At 45.0% G+C, this 16,766-nt stretch carries 19 protein-coding genes; 15 read left to right on the top strand and 4 right to left on the bottom strand.

The window, feature by feature from the left end:
- The first annotated feature begins 12 nt into the window (after positions 1-12).
- The 14 genes from KD909_RS14815 (at position 13) to KD909_RS14750 (ending at position 12,057) form a co-directional block, all read left to right on the top strand.
- Positions 13-804, top strand: coding sequence for an MBL fold metallo-hydrolase (locus KD909_RS14815; RefSeq protein ID WP_015880241.1), 792 nt, complete (start codon positions 13-15; stop codon positions 802-804).
- Between the two features lie 51 nt (positions 805-855).
- The gene (locus KD909_RS14810; RefSeq protein WP_211782024.1) at positions 856-2,115 is read left to right on the top strand and encodes a S1C family serine protease; all 1,260 of its coding nucleotides are present in this window, start codon (positions 856-858) and stop codon (positions 2,113-2,115) included.
- A 37-nt stretch (positions 2,116-2,152) separates the two neighbouring features.
- Positions 2,153-2,314, top strand: coding sequence for a CxxH/CxxC protein (locus KD909_RS14805; protein ID WP_015880243.1), 162 nt, complete (start codon positions 2,153-2,155; stop codon positions 2,312-2,314).
- An 83-nt stretch (positions 2,315-2,397) separates the two neighbouring features.
- Positions 2,398-2,877, top strand: coding sequence for a 23S rRNA (pseudouridine(1915)-N(3))-methyltransferase RlmH (rlmH, locus tag KD909_RS14800; RefSeq protein ID WP_074034007.1), 480 nt, complete (start codon positions 2,398-2,400; stop codon positions 2,875-2,877).
- Positions 2,878-3,018: 141 nt separating this feature from the next.
- Entirely contained in the window at positions 3,019-3,930 is a 912-nt protein-coding gene (locus KD909_RS14795) for a restriction endonuclease (RefSeq protein WP_211782023.1), read from the top strand.
- Positions 3,931-4,048: 118 nt separating this feature from the next.
- A complete protein-coding gene (locus KD909_RS14790; RefSeq protein ID WP_211782022.1) occupies positions 4,049-5,110 on the top strand; it encodes a PD-(D/E)XK nuclease family protein in 1,062 nt (353 codons plus the stop codon).
- 177 nt (positions 5,111-5,287) lie between these two features.
- Positions 5,288-5,881 (top strand): DUF4230 domain-containing protein, encoded by a 594-nt coding sequence (locus KD909_RS14785; protein ID WP_211782021.1) that lies wholly within the window; start codon positions 5,288-5,290, stop codon positions 5,879-5,881.
- Positions 5,882-6,168: 287 nt separating this feature from the next.
- Positions 6,169-6,414: an acyl carrier protein gene (locus KD909_RS14780; protein ID WP_015880247.1), complete on the top strand. Its 246-nt coding sequence runs from the start codon at positions 6,169-6,171 to the stop codon at positions 6,412-6,414.
- Positions 6,411-7,817, top strand: coding sequence for an AMP-binding protein (locus KD909_RS14775; protein ID WP_211782020.1), 1,407 nt, complete (start codon positions 6,411-6,413; stop codon positions 7,815-7,817). The genes KD909_RS14780 and KD909_RS14775 overlap by 4 nt, the downstream gene beginning before the upstream one ends.
- A gap of 49 nt (positions 7,818-7,866) precedes the next feature.
- Positions 7,867-9,318, top strand: a complete 1,452-nt coding sequence (locus KD909_RS14770) for an MBOAT family O-acyltransferase (protein WP_211782019.1) — start codon at positions 7,867-7,869, stop codon at positions 9,316-9,318.
- A gap of 21 nt (positions 9,319-9,339) precedes the next feature.
- Complete coding sequence (locus tag KD909_RS14765; protein WP_211782018.1) at positions 9,340-10,275, top strand: hypothetical protein; 936 nt, start codon at positions 9,340-9,342, stop codon at positions 10,273-10,275.
- 5 nt (positions 10,276-10,280) lie between these two features.
- On the top strand, positions 10,281-10,778 hold the full coding sequence (locus tag KD909_RS14760; RefSeq protein ID WP_211782907.1) for a peptide-methionine (S)-S-oxide reductase: 498 nt from the start codon (positions 10,281-10,283) through the stop codon (positions 10,776-10,778).
- Between the two features lie 96 nt (positions 10,779-10,874).
- Positions 10,875-11,396 (top strand): sigma-70 family RNA polymerase sigma factor, encoded by a 522-nt coding sequence (locus tag KD909_RS14755; protein WP_211782017.1) that lies wholly within the window; start codon positions 10,875-10,877, stop codon positions 11,394-11,396.
- Complete coding sequence (locus KD909_RS14750) at positions 11,386-12,057, top strand: DUF3600 domain-containing protein (RefSeq protein ID WP_211782016.1); 672 nt, start codon at positions 11,386-11,388, stop codon at positions 12,055-12,057. Before KD909_RS14755 ends, KD909_RS14750 begins: the two co-directional genes overlap by 11 nt.
- Before the next feature lie 227 nt (positions 12,058-12,284).
- On the opposite strand, the gene KD909_RS14745 is transcribed toward KD909_RS14750, so the two are convergent.
- Both KD909_RS14745 and KD909_RS14740 read right to left on the bottom strand, forming a co-directional pair.
- Positions 12,285-12,527 carry a hypothetical protein gene (locus KD909_RS14745; RefSeq protein WP_031424128.1) on the bottom strand — a complete coding sequence of 81 codons (243 nt, stop codon included), beginning with the start codon at positions 12,525-12,527 and terminating at the stop codon, positions 12,285-12,287.
- Positions 12,528-12,547: 20 nt separating this feature from the next.
- The gene (locus KD909_RS14740; RefSeq protein WP_074035207.1) at positions 12,548-13,180 is read right to left on the bottom strand and encodes an HNH endonuclease family protein; all 633 of its coding nucleotides are present in this window, start codon (positions 13,178-13,180) and stop codon (positions 12,548-12,550) included.
- Between the two features lie 280 nt (positions 13,181-13,460).
- Between KD909_RS14740 and KD909_RS14735 the strand changes: the two genes are divergently transcribed.
- Positions 13,461-14,654, top strand: a complete 1,194-nt coding sequence (locus tag KD909_RS14735; RefSeq protein WP_015880257.1) for a DUF4317 domain-containing protein — start codon at positions 13,461-13,463, stop codon at positions 14,652-14,654.
- Between the two features lie 609 nt (positions 14,655-15,263).
- Here the strand turns inward: KD909_RS14735 and KD909_RS14730 are convergent.
- Together KD909_RS14730 and KD909_RS14725 are read right to left on the bottom strand one after the other, a co-directional pair.
- Complete coding sequence (locus KD909_RS14730; protein WP_196431657.1) at positions 15,264-15,506, bottom strand: hypothetical protein; 243 nt, start codon at positions 15,504-15,506, stop codon at positions 15,264-15,266.
- Between the two features lie 14 nt (positions 15,507-15,520).
- The gene (locus KD909_RS14725; RefSeq protein ID WP_196431658.1) at positions 15,521-16,120 is read right to left on the bottom strand and encodes a hypothetical protein; all 600 of its coding nucleotides are present in this window, start codon (positions 16,118-16,120) and stop codon (positions 15,521-15,523) included.
- Positions 16,121-16,766: the final 646 nt, after the last annotated feature.

Here is a 16,766-nt window from a genome sequence, read left to right as displayed (position 1 = left end):
AGGAGTGATTGCGTGACTTTACAGTATAGTGTGTTAGCGAGCGGGTCGACCGGAAACGCCCTCTATATCGAGACGGAACGGACGAAGCTGCTCGTCGATGCCGGATTGACCGGAAAAGCGATGCAACAGCGCATCGAAGCCATCGGTCGGTCGTTTGACGGAATCGACGCACTGCTCGTCACCCATGAGCACTCCGACCATATTAAAGGTGTCGGGATACTAGCACGAAAGTACAATTTACCGATTTATGCGAATGCGAAGACATGGGCAGCGATGGAATCACTGATTGGAAAGATTGATCCTGCCTTGAAGTTTCAAATCGAAGTCGGAGATGTGAAACAGTTCGGGGATATCGAAATCGAGACGTTCAACGTGAGCCATGATGCGGCAGACCCGATGTTTTATCAGTTTGCCCATGACGGGAAACGATTAGCCCATATCACCGACACGGGTTATGTCTCGGACCGGATGAAAGGAATCATCCGTGGAGCGGACGACTTCATCTTTGAGTCGAACCATGACGTCTCGATGTTGCAGATGGGGCGTTATCCATGGAGTGTCAAACGACGAATCCTCGGCGACTATGGCCACGTCTCGAACGAGGATGCAGCCATCGCGATGAGTGAGGTCATCGGTGACCGCACGAAACGGATCTATTTGGCCCACTTAAGTAAGGACAACAACATGAAGGAGCTCGCACAGATGAGCGTCTCGCAAACACTCGGCATGCGAGACGTCGACTTAGGTCGAATCAAATTGTGCGACACGGACCCGACAATCCCCACTTCACTCGTTTCTTTATAAGGAAACTTGGGAAAAGACAGTTATCACACTGTCTTGAAGGGGGGACGCGTCGTGAACGAAGAGAGACACCGTGAGTATGAACCTCAAGACATCGAAACTGAAGTACACGAAGCAACAGAAGAGAAATCGACGTATCCGTCTCGGAGCGAATGGCGACCGAAGCAAGAGGAGCACGTACGCCATAAGCCGAGACCAAATATAAAACCGTTGTTACTCGGAGGGGTTGGCGGATTCTTAGGAGCGGCTTTGTTTTTTGTCATCGTGATGCTCTGGGATTCGCCGACCTCTCGTTTTGTGACGAATGAACTGACGCGGACCGAACAGGCCGTCACCGTCACCGAATCGGACGTCACGACCGCTGTCCTTGGGGCGAAGACGTCCGTCGTCAGCATCACCAATATCCAGCGTGCGTTCACCTCGGACTCGCAATGGGAGGCGGGTGCCGGATCCGGTGTCATCTATAAAGTAGAAGGAAACACGGCCTATATCGTCACGAACTTCCATGTCATCGAAGAAGCGGACGAGGTCAACATCGCCTTTTCCGATGGTCAAATCGCATCGGCAACCATTTTAGGCGAAGACCCGCTCAACGACTTGGCTGTCGCTGAGGTCGAGTTACCGAAAAACATCGATGTGGAGCCGATTGTTCTCGGTGACTCCACCGTTCTCCAAGCTGGCGAGACCGTCATGGCCATCGGAAATCCGCTTGGTGTCTTCTCAAACTCGGTTACGCGTGGTATCGTCAGTGGTGTCGAGCGGACGGTGCCGGTCGATACGAACAGCGACGGCTTGATGGATTATAACGCGGAAGTCATTCAAACGGATGCGGCCATCAACCCGGGGAATTCGGGTGGTGCCCTCATCAACATTCGTGGAGAGCTCGTCGGAATCAATTCGATGAAAATCGCCGAGGCGAGCGTAGAAGGGGTTGGATTCTCCATTCCCGTCAACGTGGCGCTACCGGTCATTGACATGTTAGAACGCGACGGCAAAGTGACGCGGGCACAGCTCGGTGTCACGATTCAGGAAGTCATCGCTGTACCCGGAAACGTCCGAGAAGAGTATGGAATCTCCTTCGACCAGGAAGACGGTGTCTTCGTCGAAGAAGTGACACCGGGTAGTCCGGCTGAAGAAGCGGGACTACGTGTTGGAGATGTCATCACGAAAATCGGAGACCGGGAGATCAAACGATACGTCGATTTACGCGATGCGTTATATCGGGACGCGACGGTCGGTGATACGATTACCATTAAGTATTTACGTCGCGGAGAAGCAAGCGAAACCGAGGCGACATTAACTGAAGCAACATAAAGAAGCGGCGACGCTTCTTTTTTAAGGAGGAAAAACTGTGGAAAAAAAAGTATGCAAGGAACATGTTGAAATCGCTTTAGACATCATTGTGGATGAAACAGGGGAATACCCGTTGCTAGAGGAATTATCCACAAGTGAACACGTGACATGTGAGTTCTGTGAAGCCGACGCAACATATATTGTGTCAAGCAAAAACTAATTATCAACATGTGGATTTGTGGATAACTCTGTGGATAACCCTATGGATAACTCCAAAAAAACTGTGGAAAAAGGAAGAATTGGATGAATATTTCAATTATCACGGTCGGCAAACTGAAAGAAAAATATTTAAAACAAGGAATTGCCGAGTACACAAAGCGGCTTTCCGCCTACGCAAAAGTGCAGGAAATCGAGGTCTCAGACGAAAAAGCACCCGAGCATTTGAGTGAGGCAGATATGTTACTAGTAAAACAAAAGGAAGGCGAGCGCATTTTGGCGAAGATATCCCCAGATACGCACGTCATCGCATTGGCGATTCAAGGAAAGCAGCGGACGAGTGAAGAGTTCGCCCGTGAACTCGATCAACTCGCGACGTACGGAAAGAGTAAAATCGCCTTCGTCATCGGAGGATCGCTTGGTCTGTCGGACGATGTGATGAAACGAGCGGATGATACAATCTCGTTCTCGAAGATGACGTTCCCCCACCAACTCATGAAGCTCGTGTTGTGTGAGCAGATTTATCGGGCGTATCGAATCAATCGGAATGAGCCGTACCATAAATAGTATGAAATGCAGACGGTTTTATTATCAACCGTCTATTTTTTATATCAAGACGAAATGAACGGTATATTCTTTTGCCAACTTATGTAATTTTATCTATCATGTTTTATAATGAACATATCAGATTGAGAGGATGAGATGCATATGGCTGTTCCGGGTTATCAAGAATTCATGTATCCGTTTTTACAACATTTAGAAGACGGTAAAGAACATACGTTGCAAGAACTTTATGTATCACTCGCCAGTCATTTTCATTTATCCGAAGAGGAAATCGCAGAAAAGCTTCCTAGCGGCAAGCAAACATTACTTGTGAATCGAATAGGGTGGACTAGAACGTATTTAAGTAAGGCAGGATTAATTAAAGTGGTGAGAAAAGCGGTCTTTACCATTACGGATGAAGGATTGAGAGTGTTAGAAAATCCTAATGTAACAAAGATTGATCGAAAATTTTTAATGAGATATGAAAGTTTTATTCAATTCATGAGTCGTACTTCGGATGAATCAACGAAACACATCGCCCCACCAAATGATACTCAAACACCGTTAGAGCTAATCGACTACAACTTTAATGTACTTAAAACTGAATTGCAGGAAGTAATTTTAGAGAAAATCCTAGATTGTTCTCCAGCTTTTTTTGAACGATTAATCGTAGATTTAATTGTTGCGATGGGATATGGTGGCTCAGTTAGTGATGCTGGAAAGGCGATTGGGAAATCTGGTGATGAGGGAATTGATGGCATCATAAAAGAAGATGTATTGGGATTAGAAATGATTTATTTGCAGGCAAAGCGATGGAAGACAGATTCAACAGTTTCGCGGCCGGATATTCAAGGATTCGTGGGTAGTTTAGTAGGAAAAAAAGCTTCAAAAGGTATTTTTATGACTACAGCTAAATTTTCAAAAGAAGCAAGAATGTATGCAGAATCAATAGATAAACGAGTGATTTTAATCGATGGAAAAGAATTGACCAACTTAATGTTTGTATATAATGTTGGCGTATCTATTGAAGAAATGTACACAATTAAGAAAATTGATTTAGATTTCTTTGATGAGTGATCATCTAACATATTCTTAAACCTCGAAACGTATGTACAGTAGACGATATATAGATGAGTGCTTGGATCAAACCTCAAGCACTCATTGTTTTTATACTGTGATGAAGGGAGTGAAGCAGATGGTGTCATCGTATTCGAAAATCTACAATCTATTACGTCAATCCGACTCTAATCCCTATGAAGATTACTTGACCGAAATCATCGCTCCGATTTTCGAACAACCGGATCTATTGACGGATTTTTTTAAACGGTTTGCGAATGTGAACCTTTCTGAAATAAGTTGTGTGAAGGCATACACACAAAAAACGTACAGTAAACTACATACACATGATACCGACAGTCGACCTGATCTCGTCATCACGTTTAATGAGGGGGAAACCTCACACATCGTCTTCATCGAGAACAAGTTAGGTAGCGGCGAGGGACATCATCAATTGAAACGTTATCGAGAACATCTTGAGCAAAGTGAAGAGGAAGGATTTACGACATACCTGTTTTATATCACCCAATACTTTGACCCAAAACATGTCGCTTCAACCTCAACTAAGTTCTTTCAATTGCAATGGTTTCAACTCTACATATGGCTTCAAGAATATAACAAACAAGATTTGTATTACAAACAAGTACTCAAGTATATGGAGGACATTGAATTGAATAAATCAAGAACATTTCTACCTCAAGATGTATATGCGATTCAAAACTTAGGGAGAACCATTTCGATGTTGGACCAGTGTTTGAATGAACGAACGACGCATACATTTACGAATTTGTTTGGAAAGCCGAAACCATGGGGGAATCGTGCGATTGAACTCCGTGAGTACAATCGATATGTCATTCAAAATGATCAAAGTGATTGGAAATACATCGGCTGTGGATTCAGTTTTGAACAAGCTGATTACCCAGAAGTATCAGTTTACATAGAGGTTCACCCAAATAGTAAACATAAATCGATTCTGATGGACGCTTTCAAACAATTCGCAGCGACAAATGAAGAATGGATCTATGAAGCTCCGGAAGATCGAAATGACGAATTTATGTTATACGTTTGTCAATCGTTGACGCATTTCTTAAGTGCTCCAGACCACATCGATGCGATTGAGACATTTTTCATTCAAAGGTTAGAAGAATTGAATGAACTGAAGCAAAGTTTGTCGCAACTGAATTGGATTGTAGTCGAGTAAAACTTGATGATGCTGAGTGAGTAGATGGGTCTCAAACCATCTACTCTTTTATTTGAAAAAAACTAATTTAATTGAATAAAAATTAAATTTATGGAATTAAAGTAGGTATAATATGTATATGAAGGATTCGTTACATAATTTTAGAAGGTACTTGAATACATTAAAAGGAGATCGAATATGAAAAGAATGATTGGAAGAGTTTCATTTGTTTTACTCACGCTCATCTTGATTGGTGTCATTGCGATTGTAGTGATTAAGCCGAGTGTATTTTCAACTAATCAACAGGCTGATGTATCGCTCGTCAAAGATCGACTCGTCGAATTGACGGAGTTGACAACGTTAAAGTATGAATACAGCAATGTTATTGTCAGTCGAAACAGCACGAAAGTTCCTTTGGTTGAAATCAAAATAGCCGAAGCAATCAAGCTGATTGAATACTCAGGATACCTCAAAGCAGGTACGGATCTCTCTAGCATGGAGGTCTCATACAATGACACGACTGAGCAATTGAACGTCACTGTACCGCACTCAACCATTTTAGACAATGTAGCGAACACAGATGATGCGAAAGTGACAGATGTAAAAGGGACACTTTTTTCTGACTATCCCTCGCAATTGATTTTTGATGAAATCAATAAAGAGAAGGCAAAAATGGAAAAGACTAAGATTGAGCAAGGGTTGTTGATAGAGGCAGACGAGCGCATTGAAGCGTTCTTGACAGAGTTTTTAAAGAATAGCGGTTATGAAACGGTGGCAATCGAGTTCAAATAATCGTTGTGTCATTATGACCTGATAGGTTGAGGAGATCGTGCCAGAAGTCTACGAGGCAGAACCACTCGACTTACAACTCGAATATGTTTTATCATCTCCTAAGACTGCATCATAACGATGTGGTCTTTTTCATACAAAAAATCGCTCAACTTCAAGCTTTATCTCCTATGAAGAATTGAGGATTTCGAAAAATTGTGATAGAATCACAAGGCAAATGATTATCATTATCAGTCGATAAGAATAGATGGAATCGAATAAGGTTGAGTGAATGTGAAAGGATGAATACAATGAGCACGCTTGAAGCATATAACATGGCATTTCGAAATGGATTGGAACTAGAGGACGATGTGGTCCTTGAAGAGATGAAGCTTGGGGAATCAACGGAGTGGGATTCGATTGGACATATGACCCTCATCGCCGAAATCGAGGATGCGTTTGACGTATATATTGACTCGGATGAAATGACAGAGTTCCATTCGTATCAGTCTGGTATTGCGTTGTTGCAACGCCTCGGTGTGGACATCCAATCATGATGCTTTTTCAAACACTCGAGCAGTACACGAATCGTGAGGCGGTCTATGCGGACCGCTCTTATTCATATAAAGAGATGTTGGAAGTCGGGGACTCGATTTGTCAGGAAGTCGGCGAACGGTCGCTCGTCTTCTGCTTATGTGCCAACCGAGTCGAGTCGCTCTTCGGATATATCGGCTTTCTCCGTGGACGGGTCGTCCCGGTCTTGCTCGATGCAGATATTCCAGTAGACCAATTACAGAAGTTGATGGAACGGTATCAACCGACGCACGTCTGGGCTCCTGAAACGAGGGAGGATTTGGCGAACTCGTTGGATGCCTTCTATGGCTATGGCGGCTACGCCTTATTTGAAACCGAAACATCGGTTCGCCACCAACTTCATGAGGAGCTGGCCCTTTTGTTGACGACATCAGGTAGTACCGGAAGTCCGAAACTTGTTCGCCTCACATACAAAAATCTGATGGCGAACGCTTCATCGATCATCGACTATCTCGACATCGATCAGACGGATAAACCAATCACGACCCTTCCGATGAACTATTCGTATGGACTCTCCATCATCAACAGTCATCTGTTGAAAGGGGCGACCCTCATCCTGACAGACCGCTCGATCGTTCAAAAGGAGTTTTGGGAGCTGTGTCGTGCCGAGCAGGCGACGACGTTTGGTGGGGTCCCGTTTCATTACGAGATGTTGAAACGATTGAAGTTTGAGACGTACGACCTCCCAAGTCTGAAGAAGTTGACGCAAGCGGGTGGCAAGTTGGACCCGGCACTTGCGCAGCACTTCGCAACGGTATGTGAAGAGAAAGGGATTCAATTTTTCATCATGTACGGTCAGACGGAGGCGACGGCCCGGATGTCGTATTTACCGGATCAGATGCATGCGAAAAAAGAAGGAAGCATCGGAATTGCCATTCCTGGTGGAACGCTCTCGTTACGAGATGAAGCCGGGAACGACATCAAAGATGCGAATGTGACGGGCGAACTGGTGTATCAAGGCGACAACGTGTCGTTTGGGTATGCGACCTCGTTAGCGGACCTTTCAAAAGGTGACGACAATCACGGTGTTTTACGAACAGGTGACATGGCGTATCGCGACGAGGATGGATATTTCTTCATCGTCGGCCGAATCAAACGCATGATCAAACTGTATGGCAGTCGAATCAGCTTAGACGAAGTCGAGGCGCTCCTTCGAGAGCGTGGACATGATTGCGTCTGTGCCGGGGAAGACGACCAGCTATACGTGTATACGTTACAAGATGACGTCGCACGCATTCAAAAAATCATCAAAGAACAAATCAAGGTGAAAGGTGTTCGGGTGATGCAGATTGACGAGATTCCGCGGAATGCGTTCGGGAAGATTCGTTATGCTGCATTGCCGAAGCGAGAACTTGTGACCACCTGATTGTCAGGAATCGGTACATCGTCAAGTTTCATAACATCAGGTGGTAAATATGACTTTTATTTCGATTGAATTTCTCTTATTTTTAACACTCATCGTTGGAACGTACTATATGGTTCCACATCGATATCGTTGGGTGCTCCTTTTGTTGGCGAGCTATGTCTTTTACGCCACGTTGAGCGTTCAATTCATCCCGCTCCTGCTGATCAGTACCGCTTTCACCTATGTGATTGGAATTCTGATTGAGAAACAGGAGAAGAAGGAGCAGAAAAAACGTCTCATGTGGGTCGGTGTCTCGGTGCTCGTCTTCTTCCTCGGCTGGTTCAAATATTTTAATTTCGTCAATGATTCGCTCCGTTCATTTGCCACATGGAGCGGATTTGATTATGACGTCCCGTATAGAGAAATCGTCTTACCGTTGGCGATTTCCTTTTATACGTTCCAAGCCATCAGTTACGTCGTGGACGTCTCGCGCGGGAAGCAGAAGGCGGAGCGTCATTATGGCTATTTCTCGGTTTATTTCGCCTTCTTCCCACAACTCGTGGCAGGTCCGATCGAGCGGGCTAAAAAACTGTTGCCGCAGTTGAAGACGGAGCAACATCTTGACTATGACAACATCAGCTACGGCATCCAGCGCATCATTTGGGGATTCTTCAAGAAGACATTGATTGCCGATCGGTTGGCCCCGATTGTCGCGAGTGTGTTCAATAGCCCGGACCCGACCGGTTCGGAGATTGTGCTCGCGACGATGTTGTTCTCGATTCAATTGTTCGCGGACTTCTCGGCATGCAGCGACATCGCCATCGGCTGTGCACGCTTACTCGGGATTCGCTTATCAGAAAACTTCAAGCAACCGCACTTCGCCGTATCAATCGCCGACTTCTGGAACCGCTGGCATATCACGCTTTCGATGTGGCTACGGGATTATATCTTCATGCCGCTCGCAAAAGGAAAGAAGAAACGTGAACAGATTTATGGTGCCATCCTTGCGACGTTTTTAGTTAGTGGGATTTGGCACGGAGCCGCATGGAACTTCGTCTTATGGGGACTCATTCATGGAATCTATCGCGTGTTCGGAGACCATACGAAACAACCACGTGAAAAAATGGCGTCATGGGTCGGATTTGACCGCGTGCCGACACTGCATCGGTGGTGGAAAATCGCCATCACGTTCCAGCTCGTCTGTTTCTCACGAGTCTTCTTCCAATCACATTCGATGGCAGAAGCGTTCTCGCACGCTAAACTATATGTGACACCGTCTTCGTGGGCACCGTCAGGCATGATGCAGGCGATTCAAATGTTCTCATTGCTCGATTTGATCATCTTCCTCGTCGTCTTTGTCGTCGTTCATCTGTTCCAACATATCGAGCGGACGAGAGGTTCGGCTTGGGATTGGATGGCACGTCAGTCTGCCGTGACGAGCGTGGCCATCAACTTGTTCTTGATTATCTCAGCGTTCTTGTTTGGCGTGTCGAGCCAAGGATTTGTATACGGTGGGTTCTAAGATGGATGGAAAGGAATTAGCATGAAGCGTTTAGGAATCAAAATAGGTGTCGTATTACTCGTCATCATCGCAATCTTCATTCCCGTCAACGAGTTCGTGAAAGAGTCGTGGGAATATAATAATAACCGAGCTGTCCTTGCCTTCAAGGAAGACCCTCACCCGGTCGACATCATCAATTTGGGGACGTCCCATGCGATGTACGGGTATTCATTCAAGTCGCTTGGATTATCGCATCTGGATTTGGCGTTACCGAGTCAGCCAATCGAATATGACTTGAAGATGTTAAAAGAATACGATGAACATCTGAAGCCAGGCGGGGTCGTGATTGTGTCGTTATCACAAATCACCTTCAGCAATTCGAACGTCGGTCGGAAAGAAAACTACTATCGCGTATTGGAACGGGAAGACTTGGAGTCGGTCAGTTGGTTCAACTACTATACACACGAACGCTTCCCTGCATTGAACAGTGGCAGTGTTTATGCCGCGATTTCCCGGGAAATCCGGGATTTTCGGTTTGATGCGCATAAGCCATGGGAGAATGGTGGGCTGAATTACTCCGAGCGCAAGTATGAGGAAGTGGCCGCTCAGTATGAAAATGCCGTGAACAATCATGAGATTGAAGAAAACATGGCTCATTTACAAGACATCATCGGCTACTGTAAACAACAAGGGTATCGTGTCGTCTTGACGATGGAGCCGGTCCATGCGTCATACCATACGTATTTTGATGAAGACGTCATGGAACGTCTCGTGTTTCAGCACCTAGATAAACTGGATTTAGGTGTTCCGTTCCTCAATTATATGGGGGATGAACGATTCATTCACAAACAATCCTTCTTCCATAACCCGGACCATTTGAATGGGGACGGGCGGAAGTTATTGTCTACGCTTGTTTATGAAGATTTGAAGCGATTGGGGTATATTCAAGATGAAGATGATAATATGGAACGGGAGTGATTCCAATCGAAACAATCTATTTAGCGGGCGGATGTCTATGGGGCGTCCAGGCATTCGTGAAGACGTTACCCGGCGTCCTCTCGACCGAAGCAGGTCGGGCAAATGGGACGACGGACACGTTGGATGGGGAATATGACGGATATGCGGAATGTGTCAAAACGACGTTCGATCCGGATGTGGTGACGGTCGAAAAATTGATGCACTATTTATTTGAAATCATCGACCCATACAGCATCAACCAACAAGGAATCGATGTCGGAGAGAAGTATCGAACGGGTGTCTACAGTGAGGAGTCACGACATGTGATGGAGGCGCAGGCGTTCATTGATCGACGCTCGGATGCGAAGCGGATTGCTGTTGAAGTCAAGCCGCTCACGAACTATGTGCGAAGTGCGGACGAACATCAGGACCGTCTGACGCGTTGCCCGGACGATTATTGTCACATCCCGAAAGACTTGTTAATGAAATATCAGACCGTTTCATCATCAAAGCGTCTCTTCTGAGATGCTTTTTTCATTTTTTCCCAAATGAGTAAAGCTAAATGGATGCGTTTCATGTCTAATGAGTGTAAGGGAAAAAACGAAAAGGGGGGACGTTCGATGAAACGTCTCATTCAGAAAGCGCAACGAGGTAATGATCAAGCTTTCTTAAAGATCTTTCAGCATTACGAGGCCGACCTATATCGGATGGCCTATGTGTACGTCAAAAATCCGGATGATGCGCTCGACGTCGTGCAAGAAGTCGCTTATCAAGCATTTAAAAAGATCGGGATGTTACGGGAACCGCAATTTTTGAAGACGTGGCTGATGAAAATTGCCATCAACTGTGCGCTCGATGTCATGAAGAAGAGGCAAAATGTGATTCATTTAAAGCCGGAGTTTGAAGAGTCAATCGGAAGTACGGAAACGGATTACGCGATAACGATGACACTCGCCGACATGATGGATTCCCTTCATGAGGATGAGCGAAGCGTGGTCGTGCTGAAATATTATCAGGACTACACGTTTCAACAAATCTCAGATTTATTGGAATGGCCGATTGGGACGGTGAAAACAACATTATATCGAGCTGTCGATAAATTGAGACGAGAATGGAAGGAGGCCGATTGCTATGGATCGTGAGATGAAACGGATGTTGGCGGACATCAAAATTCCAAGTGAACTGCATGAACGCAGCCGACAAGGTGTGAAGCGAGCGAAACAAGAGATGCGCCGGGAACCAGGATTTATCCGTCGACGGTTGATGACGGTCGGAATTGCGGCAGCACTCCTGATTCCGACAGGTGCCTTCGCCTATCAATCTCTGCTAGCAGATGAGTTATACGGTTCGTTTGACGAGATGAAAGTACATATCGTCAGCGCCACTTTAGAGAAATATTTGTTATTGGACGCCAAATTGAATCAAGCAAAAGGGGTATTGGGTGAGGCAGAATATGAAGAGTTCAAGCAAGGTTTGAGCGTCTTCACGGATACGCGAATCGCCTATGGAAATGCGAACGGAAATGTCGATTATGAAGCGATTCCGAAGGCGGAACGATTGGAAGTGAAGCAAGCACTCTCTGATCTTCAACCATACTTCGATCAATTGAATGACCAGCCTGCTGCACGTGACGTGTTGACGGCTGACGAATATGACGCGTACATCGAAGCGCTCATGCGAGAAGAGTCGATTCGAGTACGTGCTGGTGAGTACGTCGAAGACATGCCGGATGAGTTGCGACAGTCTTATGAAGAGGCAATCGCGATTATTCGAGAGGTCGATCGGAAGCAACAACAAAACTAGTCATGGTTCATAAGGATGGGAAAATATGTTATCTTCATCATGTTCTAATTCAGAAAATGAAACAGAGGTACAAACATGTTCACATTCGGAATCATTGGTGGTGCAAGTCTTCTTTTAGTGGCGTTCGTCTTCGGTGTGACATATCTTGTCATCCGATCCATTGTAAAAATGATGAAAAAGTAAAAGAAGGAGGTGGTCACTCAAATCGAGTGATCAACTCCTTCTTTTTACGTCCGTTCGAGAACATTCACGAGCATCTGATGGATGACAGTATGATCGTTCGGGTCATGAAGCTGATAGGGACTGCCGGGGAGCGTATATACATCTTTCGCTCCGACGTACGTGATGTGGAGTGTCAAGGAACCATCTTCCTGACACGCCGTCGTCAGTTCCAACTCACCACTGATGACACCGACTTCTTCCGTCATGACACCGTGGGTTGCCTTAAAGATTGAAGTGATTTCGTTCATTCGAAGACTCCTTTTCTCACTCAATAACTGCAAGCGTTGATGGCTGTCGTGAGTGCTGACTTCTCTGCGGATTGAAGGCTCAAGCCCCAACGACTCTTCGTCTCGACCCACATCTTCGCATACGCACAACGCGCACCCGTGCGAGGTGGTTGCCATGTCGACGGATCTTGGTCTCCTTTTGAGCGGTTCGATGAAGCGGACACCGCAATCAATTGAGGACCGTTCAAGTCGTTCGCAAAGCTTTGACGTTTTGTCGTCGTCCAGCTGCTTGCGCCAGAGCGCCATGCTTCAGCGAGCGGAACGACGTGGTCGATATCAATGTCAGAGGCTGAGGTGAACGTGATTCCGTCATAGTAACTGTACCATGAGCCAGTCGCAACCGGACATTCGTCGACGACCGAGTCAGCGTCTCGTTTCAAGACGATGTGACGCGTGTTACAACCGCTTCCTTGACTCGACCAGTGCGGGAAGAGGTCACGACTATACCCCGTCATCGACCCTTCATTTTTGACAGTGAGGGCATTCAGTTTCGTGAGCGCGTCCGCTTTCGATGGGATGTTCGGTGGGAAAGCAGAGACTGGTGTAGCGTCAAACGATGCGGAAATCCAGACGAGCAAGGCGACAAGTGCGACAGACATAAGTTTCTTCAACATATAAAGCCTCCTACTATGTATTTGGAATGAACACTTGTCGAGCAAGTGGGCAACCTTTCATCAAACAACTAGTGAGACAAACATCACGCGATAAATTCAACTTGATCATACACAGGACGATTTTGAAAAAGTGTGAAAATCTGCAAAATGATTAGAAAGACTATCGCAAATCCTTCTCTAGCATTAGCGAACGACCTCGTGTTATTTCTTTGGAACTAGTAAGCGATCAGGACTGGTATAATGGGTGACATGGATGGAGAGAAAAGAAGAGGTGGATGGAATGAACAAGAAAGAGATTGCGGCGATTCGCCGACAGTTTAAAGTGAATGCGACAAAGCTAAAGATTGCTGATTTATATACGATTTACATCCGGCAGGAAACGAATGAGATTTATTACGAAGAGTTGCGCCCATTCCCGTTCCTCGAAGAAGAACAGCAAGAACTGTTTTTGACGAACTTCAAAAAAGTGCTCGGTGGAAAACTCGATGAAAAATTGTTCGAAGTGAAGTTCCAATATCCCGAGGAAGGTCAGGTCGACCATACGCAAGGGTTGCTTTATGAAGGTCTTCGTACGGAAGAGACCGACGTCTGGACGGACTATATGCAGCGTATCGCGTTGAAGATGGTGAAAGACACGCCTTTTGAGAAGGATATGGTCGTGACGTTCATCCGGGGGAATTACAATAAGCCGACGAACCGATACTCGGAAGAGTCTGAGATTCACGCGAACGATGAAGTGTATACGACGAAGTTCATCCTCGGCAGTATCAGCCCGACAGAACTTCCGAAAAAGTCACTCGTCTTTGACTTCGTCGAGCGGGAATTCAAAGCCAGCTTGATTGTAAATCCAATCATCAAACTCGAGGCGCCAATCGGCGGATTCTTATTCCCATGCTTCACGGATAATGCGGCCGATGTGAACCATGTCCTCTATTCGGCGCACAAAGCGCATCAACCGGATATGACGTTCATTGAGAACGTGTTGAACGGTTCGGAGATTGTCACGGCAGTGGAAGAGAAGGCGGTCTTCGAAGAAGTGGTCAAAGCGGTCATCGGAGAAGAAGTCAATTCCCGGACTCTCGCGACCGTTTATGATGAGATCAATCAAATCATTGTCGCCGAAGAAGAGAACGAACAGGAAGAAGAGAGGGTAGCGATGCTCGACTCCCGTGCCGTCGAAGTCGTCTTACGGGCGAGTGGTGTGGAAGATGTGACGACGGAGAAGGTCGAGCAGGCGTTCAAGCAAGTCGTCGACGATACGAAATATGAGATGAAAGCGACGAGTGTCGTTCCGAAGTATACGTCAAAATCAATCAAGATCAATACAAAGGTCGCAAATATCTCGGTCAGTCCGCAAGACTTGAAATACGTGAAGCAGGTGAACTATAAAGGGAAACCGTGCTTGTTGATTGAAGTGGAAGAGGAGACGGAGATTGAAGGGTTCAAGCTCATCTCGGAAGAGTCGTTAGACTAACTGTGGGAAAATTGATACATCCGCGCGAGTTGATTGAACACTTTGTAGTTTTTGTCTTGCTTGTAATCTCGCTATCGTATTGCATGGGAAACGGGATGATTGGTATTACATTGCTGTTTATGATGACGTAGGCTACGTTCTATCTTTCACGTCCTGTCCTTATCGCAGAGAGGGTGGCAGAAGACAGAAAACTTATCTCGCTGAGCAGTATCCGGACGAAACATACAGTATAAGAACAATCCCATTTCGAACGGATGGTTTTGAACATACGAATCTATATACCATCTACGTCACATTTACCAATGAACCGAACGCAGAATACTACTATCGGGTCGATGAGAAGAATCCTATTTCTATTTCGGGATACACAGGGGATGTTCGAGATTTTCGCCTGGAATCGACGGGAGAACAAGTTGTTGTTCATTAGTACGTGGGTTGTATATGTATGGATTTCAGCTTAAAAACTGTAAATTTGCGTGAAATAAAAACTCCATGCAATTTTGGTGACGCTCTCAAGCCACAGTCCGGAAAACAACAAAAAAACGACTGAATTCACAAAATTTTTAAGTGAATTCAGTCGGTTTTTATCTATTTCACATTTACTTTTGCTTAGTCATTCTCCCTTAAAAAATCCGCGTGACGAATTGTGATTGCTTTATTTTTATCATCAATTGAAATCACGCAGTCCCATGTGGGCTTTAACTGGATGAGATCATTCTCATCCAGCCATATGACTGCATTTAATTCGATAGAACGATCGATGATAACCATTTTTTTGTTCTGCTCGTCAATTACAGGATTTAAGCCTTCGTCTAAAATCAAAGTCCAATCAAAAAATATGTTTGTTTTCATAATAAAACTCCTTTTTATTTATCTATGATATAACCATTGCTGTCCAATGATCCTGTTCGCTTAGAATCTCCTTTTTTTGTGATTTTCCAAGCTTTTTTGTTACCGTTGTAGCCTAAGTGACCAGTATCGTCTTTCGTAATACTCCACTTTCCGTTTGTGAATGTCCCGCTTGATTTGTTTGCTGGAGTCCGTCCGTTCTTATCCTTGAATTTCGACAGGTCTACCTGCATATTAGTTTTCTTCAAGCTTTTAGGTATCTTCGAGGCTGCTTCTTCAGCATCCTTTTTGCCGAAATATGCAGTTACTTTGTTGTACAGCCATGAACCTGCAGCGATAGTCGCCCCGCCGATTACGACTGCTCCAGTAACAGTGATAGCTACTTGACCTATTCCAGGGATGAAGTACACACCTGCGGCAGCGCCTAATGCGAAAGTTCGAACTTCGCCATTTCCTGAATTGTTATAAGGGTCATAAGTAGTGTAAATTGTGTCTGGATGGTATGGGTCTAAATATTCTGAAGGGATATAAAATATTTCTTCTTCAGAGTAAAAACCAGGTTCTAATAATTCTTTTGGAACTTCATCTATGCTGTTATATTCAAATTCCCAAGCCATAGATGTTTCACTTAGAACCACAGTTTCTACGCCTTGCTTAGCACCAGTATCTGCTGAAATCGGGACGATCGACGAGAAACATAATGCAGTAGCTAATAAAGCCGAAACACCATTTTTTCTTTTTTTCAGAGTAAATCCCCCTTTACCTTTTTTTCAGTAATATATTAACTTTTTATCCATTTTAAGTGAACCTGAGAAAAAATATTCTCATATGTTATGAAGGAATTTATTCTCTACGGATGCTTTTATTGCGTTCAAAGAGCATAAGAAGAAACTGCTATCACTTTCTGTGATAGCTCAGGCAGAGCCTGGGGGTTCCGTGATATCGTCAAAACTCCGGAAACGGTACGAAATATACCGCTTTTTTTATTCGTCGTTCGCAACGTACTGAGCAGGAAGGGGGAAATTACTCTCCTTTTTTATTGGTTCTTACATATCAGAGTTCTGCATTCGCTCTTAAAACGAGTAGGTCCATCTAGCCGATGCAACAAAGTAGATCGGTCACCAATACGGTTCCGGCATGTGAGTGAGGAAGGTTGAATTCAATCTTTGATACAGGTATGATGCAGGTGAAAACGTTTTCTAAAAGCCATATTTTTTTAGTGTTTATCGAAAGCGCTTTCGGAATTTGTGAAATAACAAAAAA

Source organism: Exiguobacterium sp. PFWT01, assembly GCF_018255795.1.
Taxonomy (GTDB): domain Bacteria; phylum Bacillota; class Bacilli; order Exiguobacteriales; family Exiguobacteriaceae; genus Exiguobacterium.
Note: the sequence above shows the minus strand (reverse complement) of the source record. Positions and strands in the feature narration are given on the sequence as shown.

What these genes read in the sequence shown, in the direction of transcription:
- rlmH (WP_074034007.1), top strand. Translation starts at nt 2,398, where the DNA reads ATGAATATTTCAATTATCACGGTCGGCAAACTGAAAGAAAAATATTTA.
- KD909_RS14795 (WP_211782023.1), top strand. Translation starts at nt 3,019, where the DNA reads ATGGCTGTTCCGGGTTATCAAGAATTCATGTATCCGTTTTTACAACAT.
- KD909_RS14790 (WP_211782022.1), top strand. Translation starts at nt 4,049, where the DNA reads ATGGTGTCATCGTATTCGAAAATCTACAATCTATTACGTCAATCCGAC.
- KD909_RS14785 (WP_211782021.1), top strand. Translation starts at nt 5,288, where the DNA reads ATGAAAAGAATGATTGGAAGAGTTTCATTTGTTTTACTCACGCTCATC.
- KD909_RS14780 (WP_015880247.1), top strand. Translation starts at nt 6,169, where the DNA reads ATGAGCACGCTTGAAGCATATAACATGGCATTTCGAAATGGATTGGAA.
- KD909_RS14775 (WP_211782020.1), top strand. Translation starts at nt 6,411, where the DNA reads ATGATGCTTTTTCAAACACTCGAGCAGTACACGAATCGTGAGGCGGTC.
- KD909_RS14770 (WP_211782019.1), top strand. Translation starts at nt 7,867, where the DNA reads ATGACTTTTATTTCGATTGAATTTCTCTTATTTTTAACACTCATCGTT.
- KD909_RS14765 (WP_211782018.1), top strand. Translation starts at nt 9,340, where the DNA reads ATGAAGCGTTTAGGAATCAAAATAGGTGTCGTATTACTCGTCATCATC.
- KD909_RS14755 (WP_211782017.1), top strand. Translation starts at nt 10,875, where the DNA reads ATGAAACGTCTCATTCAGAAAGCGCAACGAGGTAATGATCAAGCTTTC.
- KD909_RS14750 (WP_211782016.1), top strand. Translation starts at nt 11,386, where the DNA reads ATGGATCGTGAGATGAAACGGATGTTGGCGGACATCAAAATTCCAAGT.
- KD909_RS14745 (WP_031424128.1), bottom strand. Translation starts at nt 12,527, where the DNA reads ATGAACGAAATCACTTCAATCTTTAAGGCAACCCACGGTGTCATGACG.
- KD909_RS14740 (WP_074035207.1), bottom strand. Translation starts at nt 13,180, where the DNA reads ATGTTGAAGAAACTTATGTCTGTCGCACTTGTCGCCTTGCTCGTCTGG.
- KD909_RS14735 (WP_015880257.1), top strand. Translation starts at nt 13,461, where the DNA reads ATGAACAAGAAAGAGATTGCGGCGATTCGCCGACAGTTTAAAGTGAAT.
- KD909_RS14730 (WP_196431657.1), bottom strand. Translation starts at nt 15,506, where the DNA reads ATGAAAACAAACATATTTTTTGATTGGACTTTGATTTTAGACGAAGGC.
- KD909_RS14725 (WP_196431658.1), bottom strand. Translation starts at nt 16,120, where the DNA reads ATGGCTTGGGAATTTGAATATAACAGCATAGATGAAGTTCCAAAAGAA.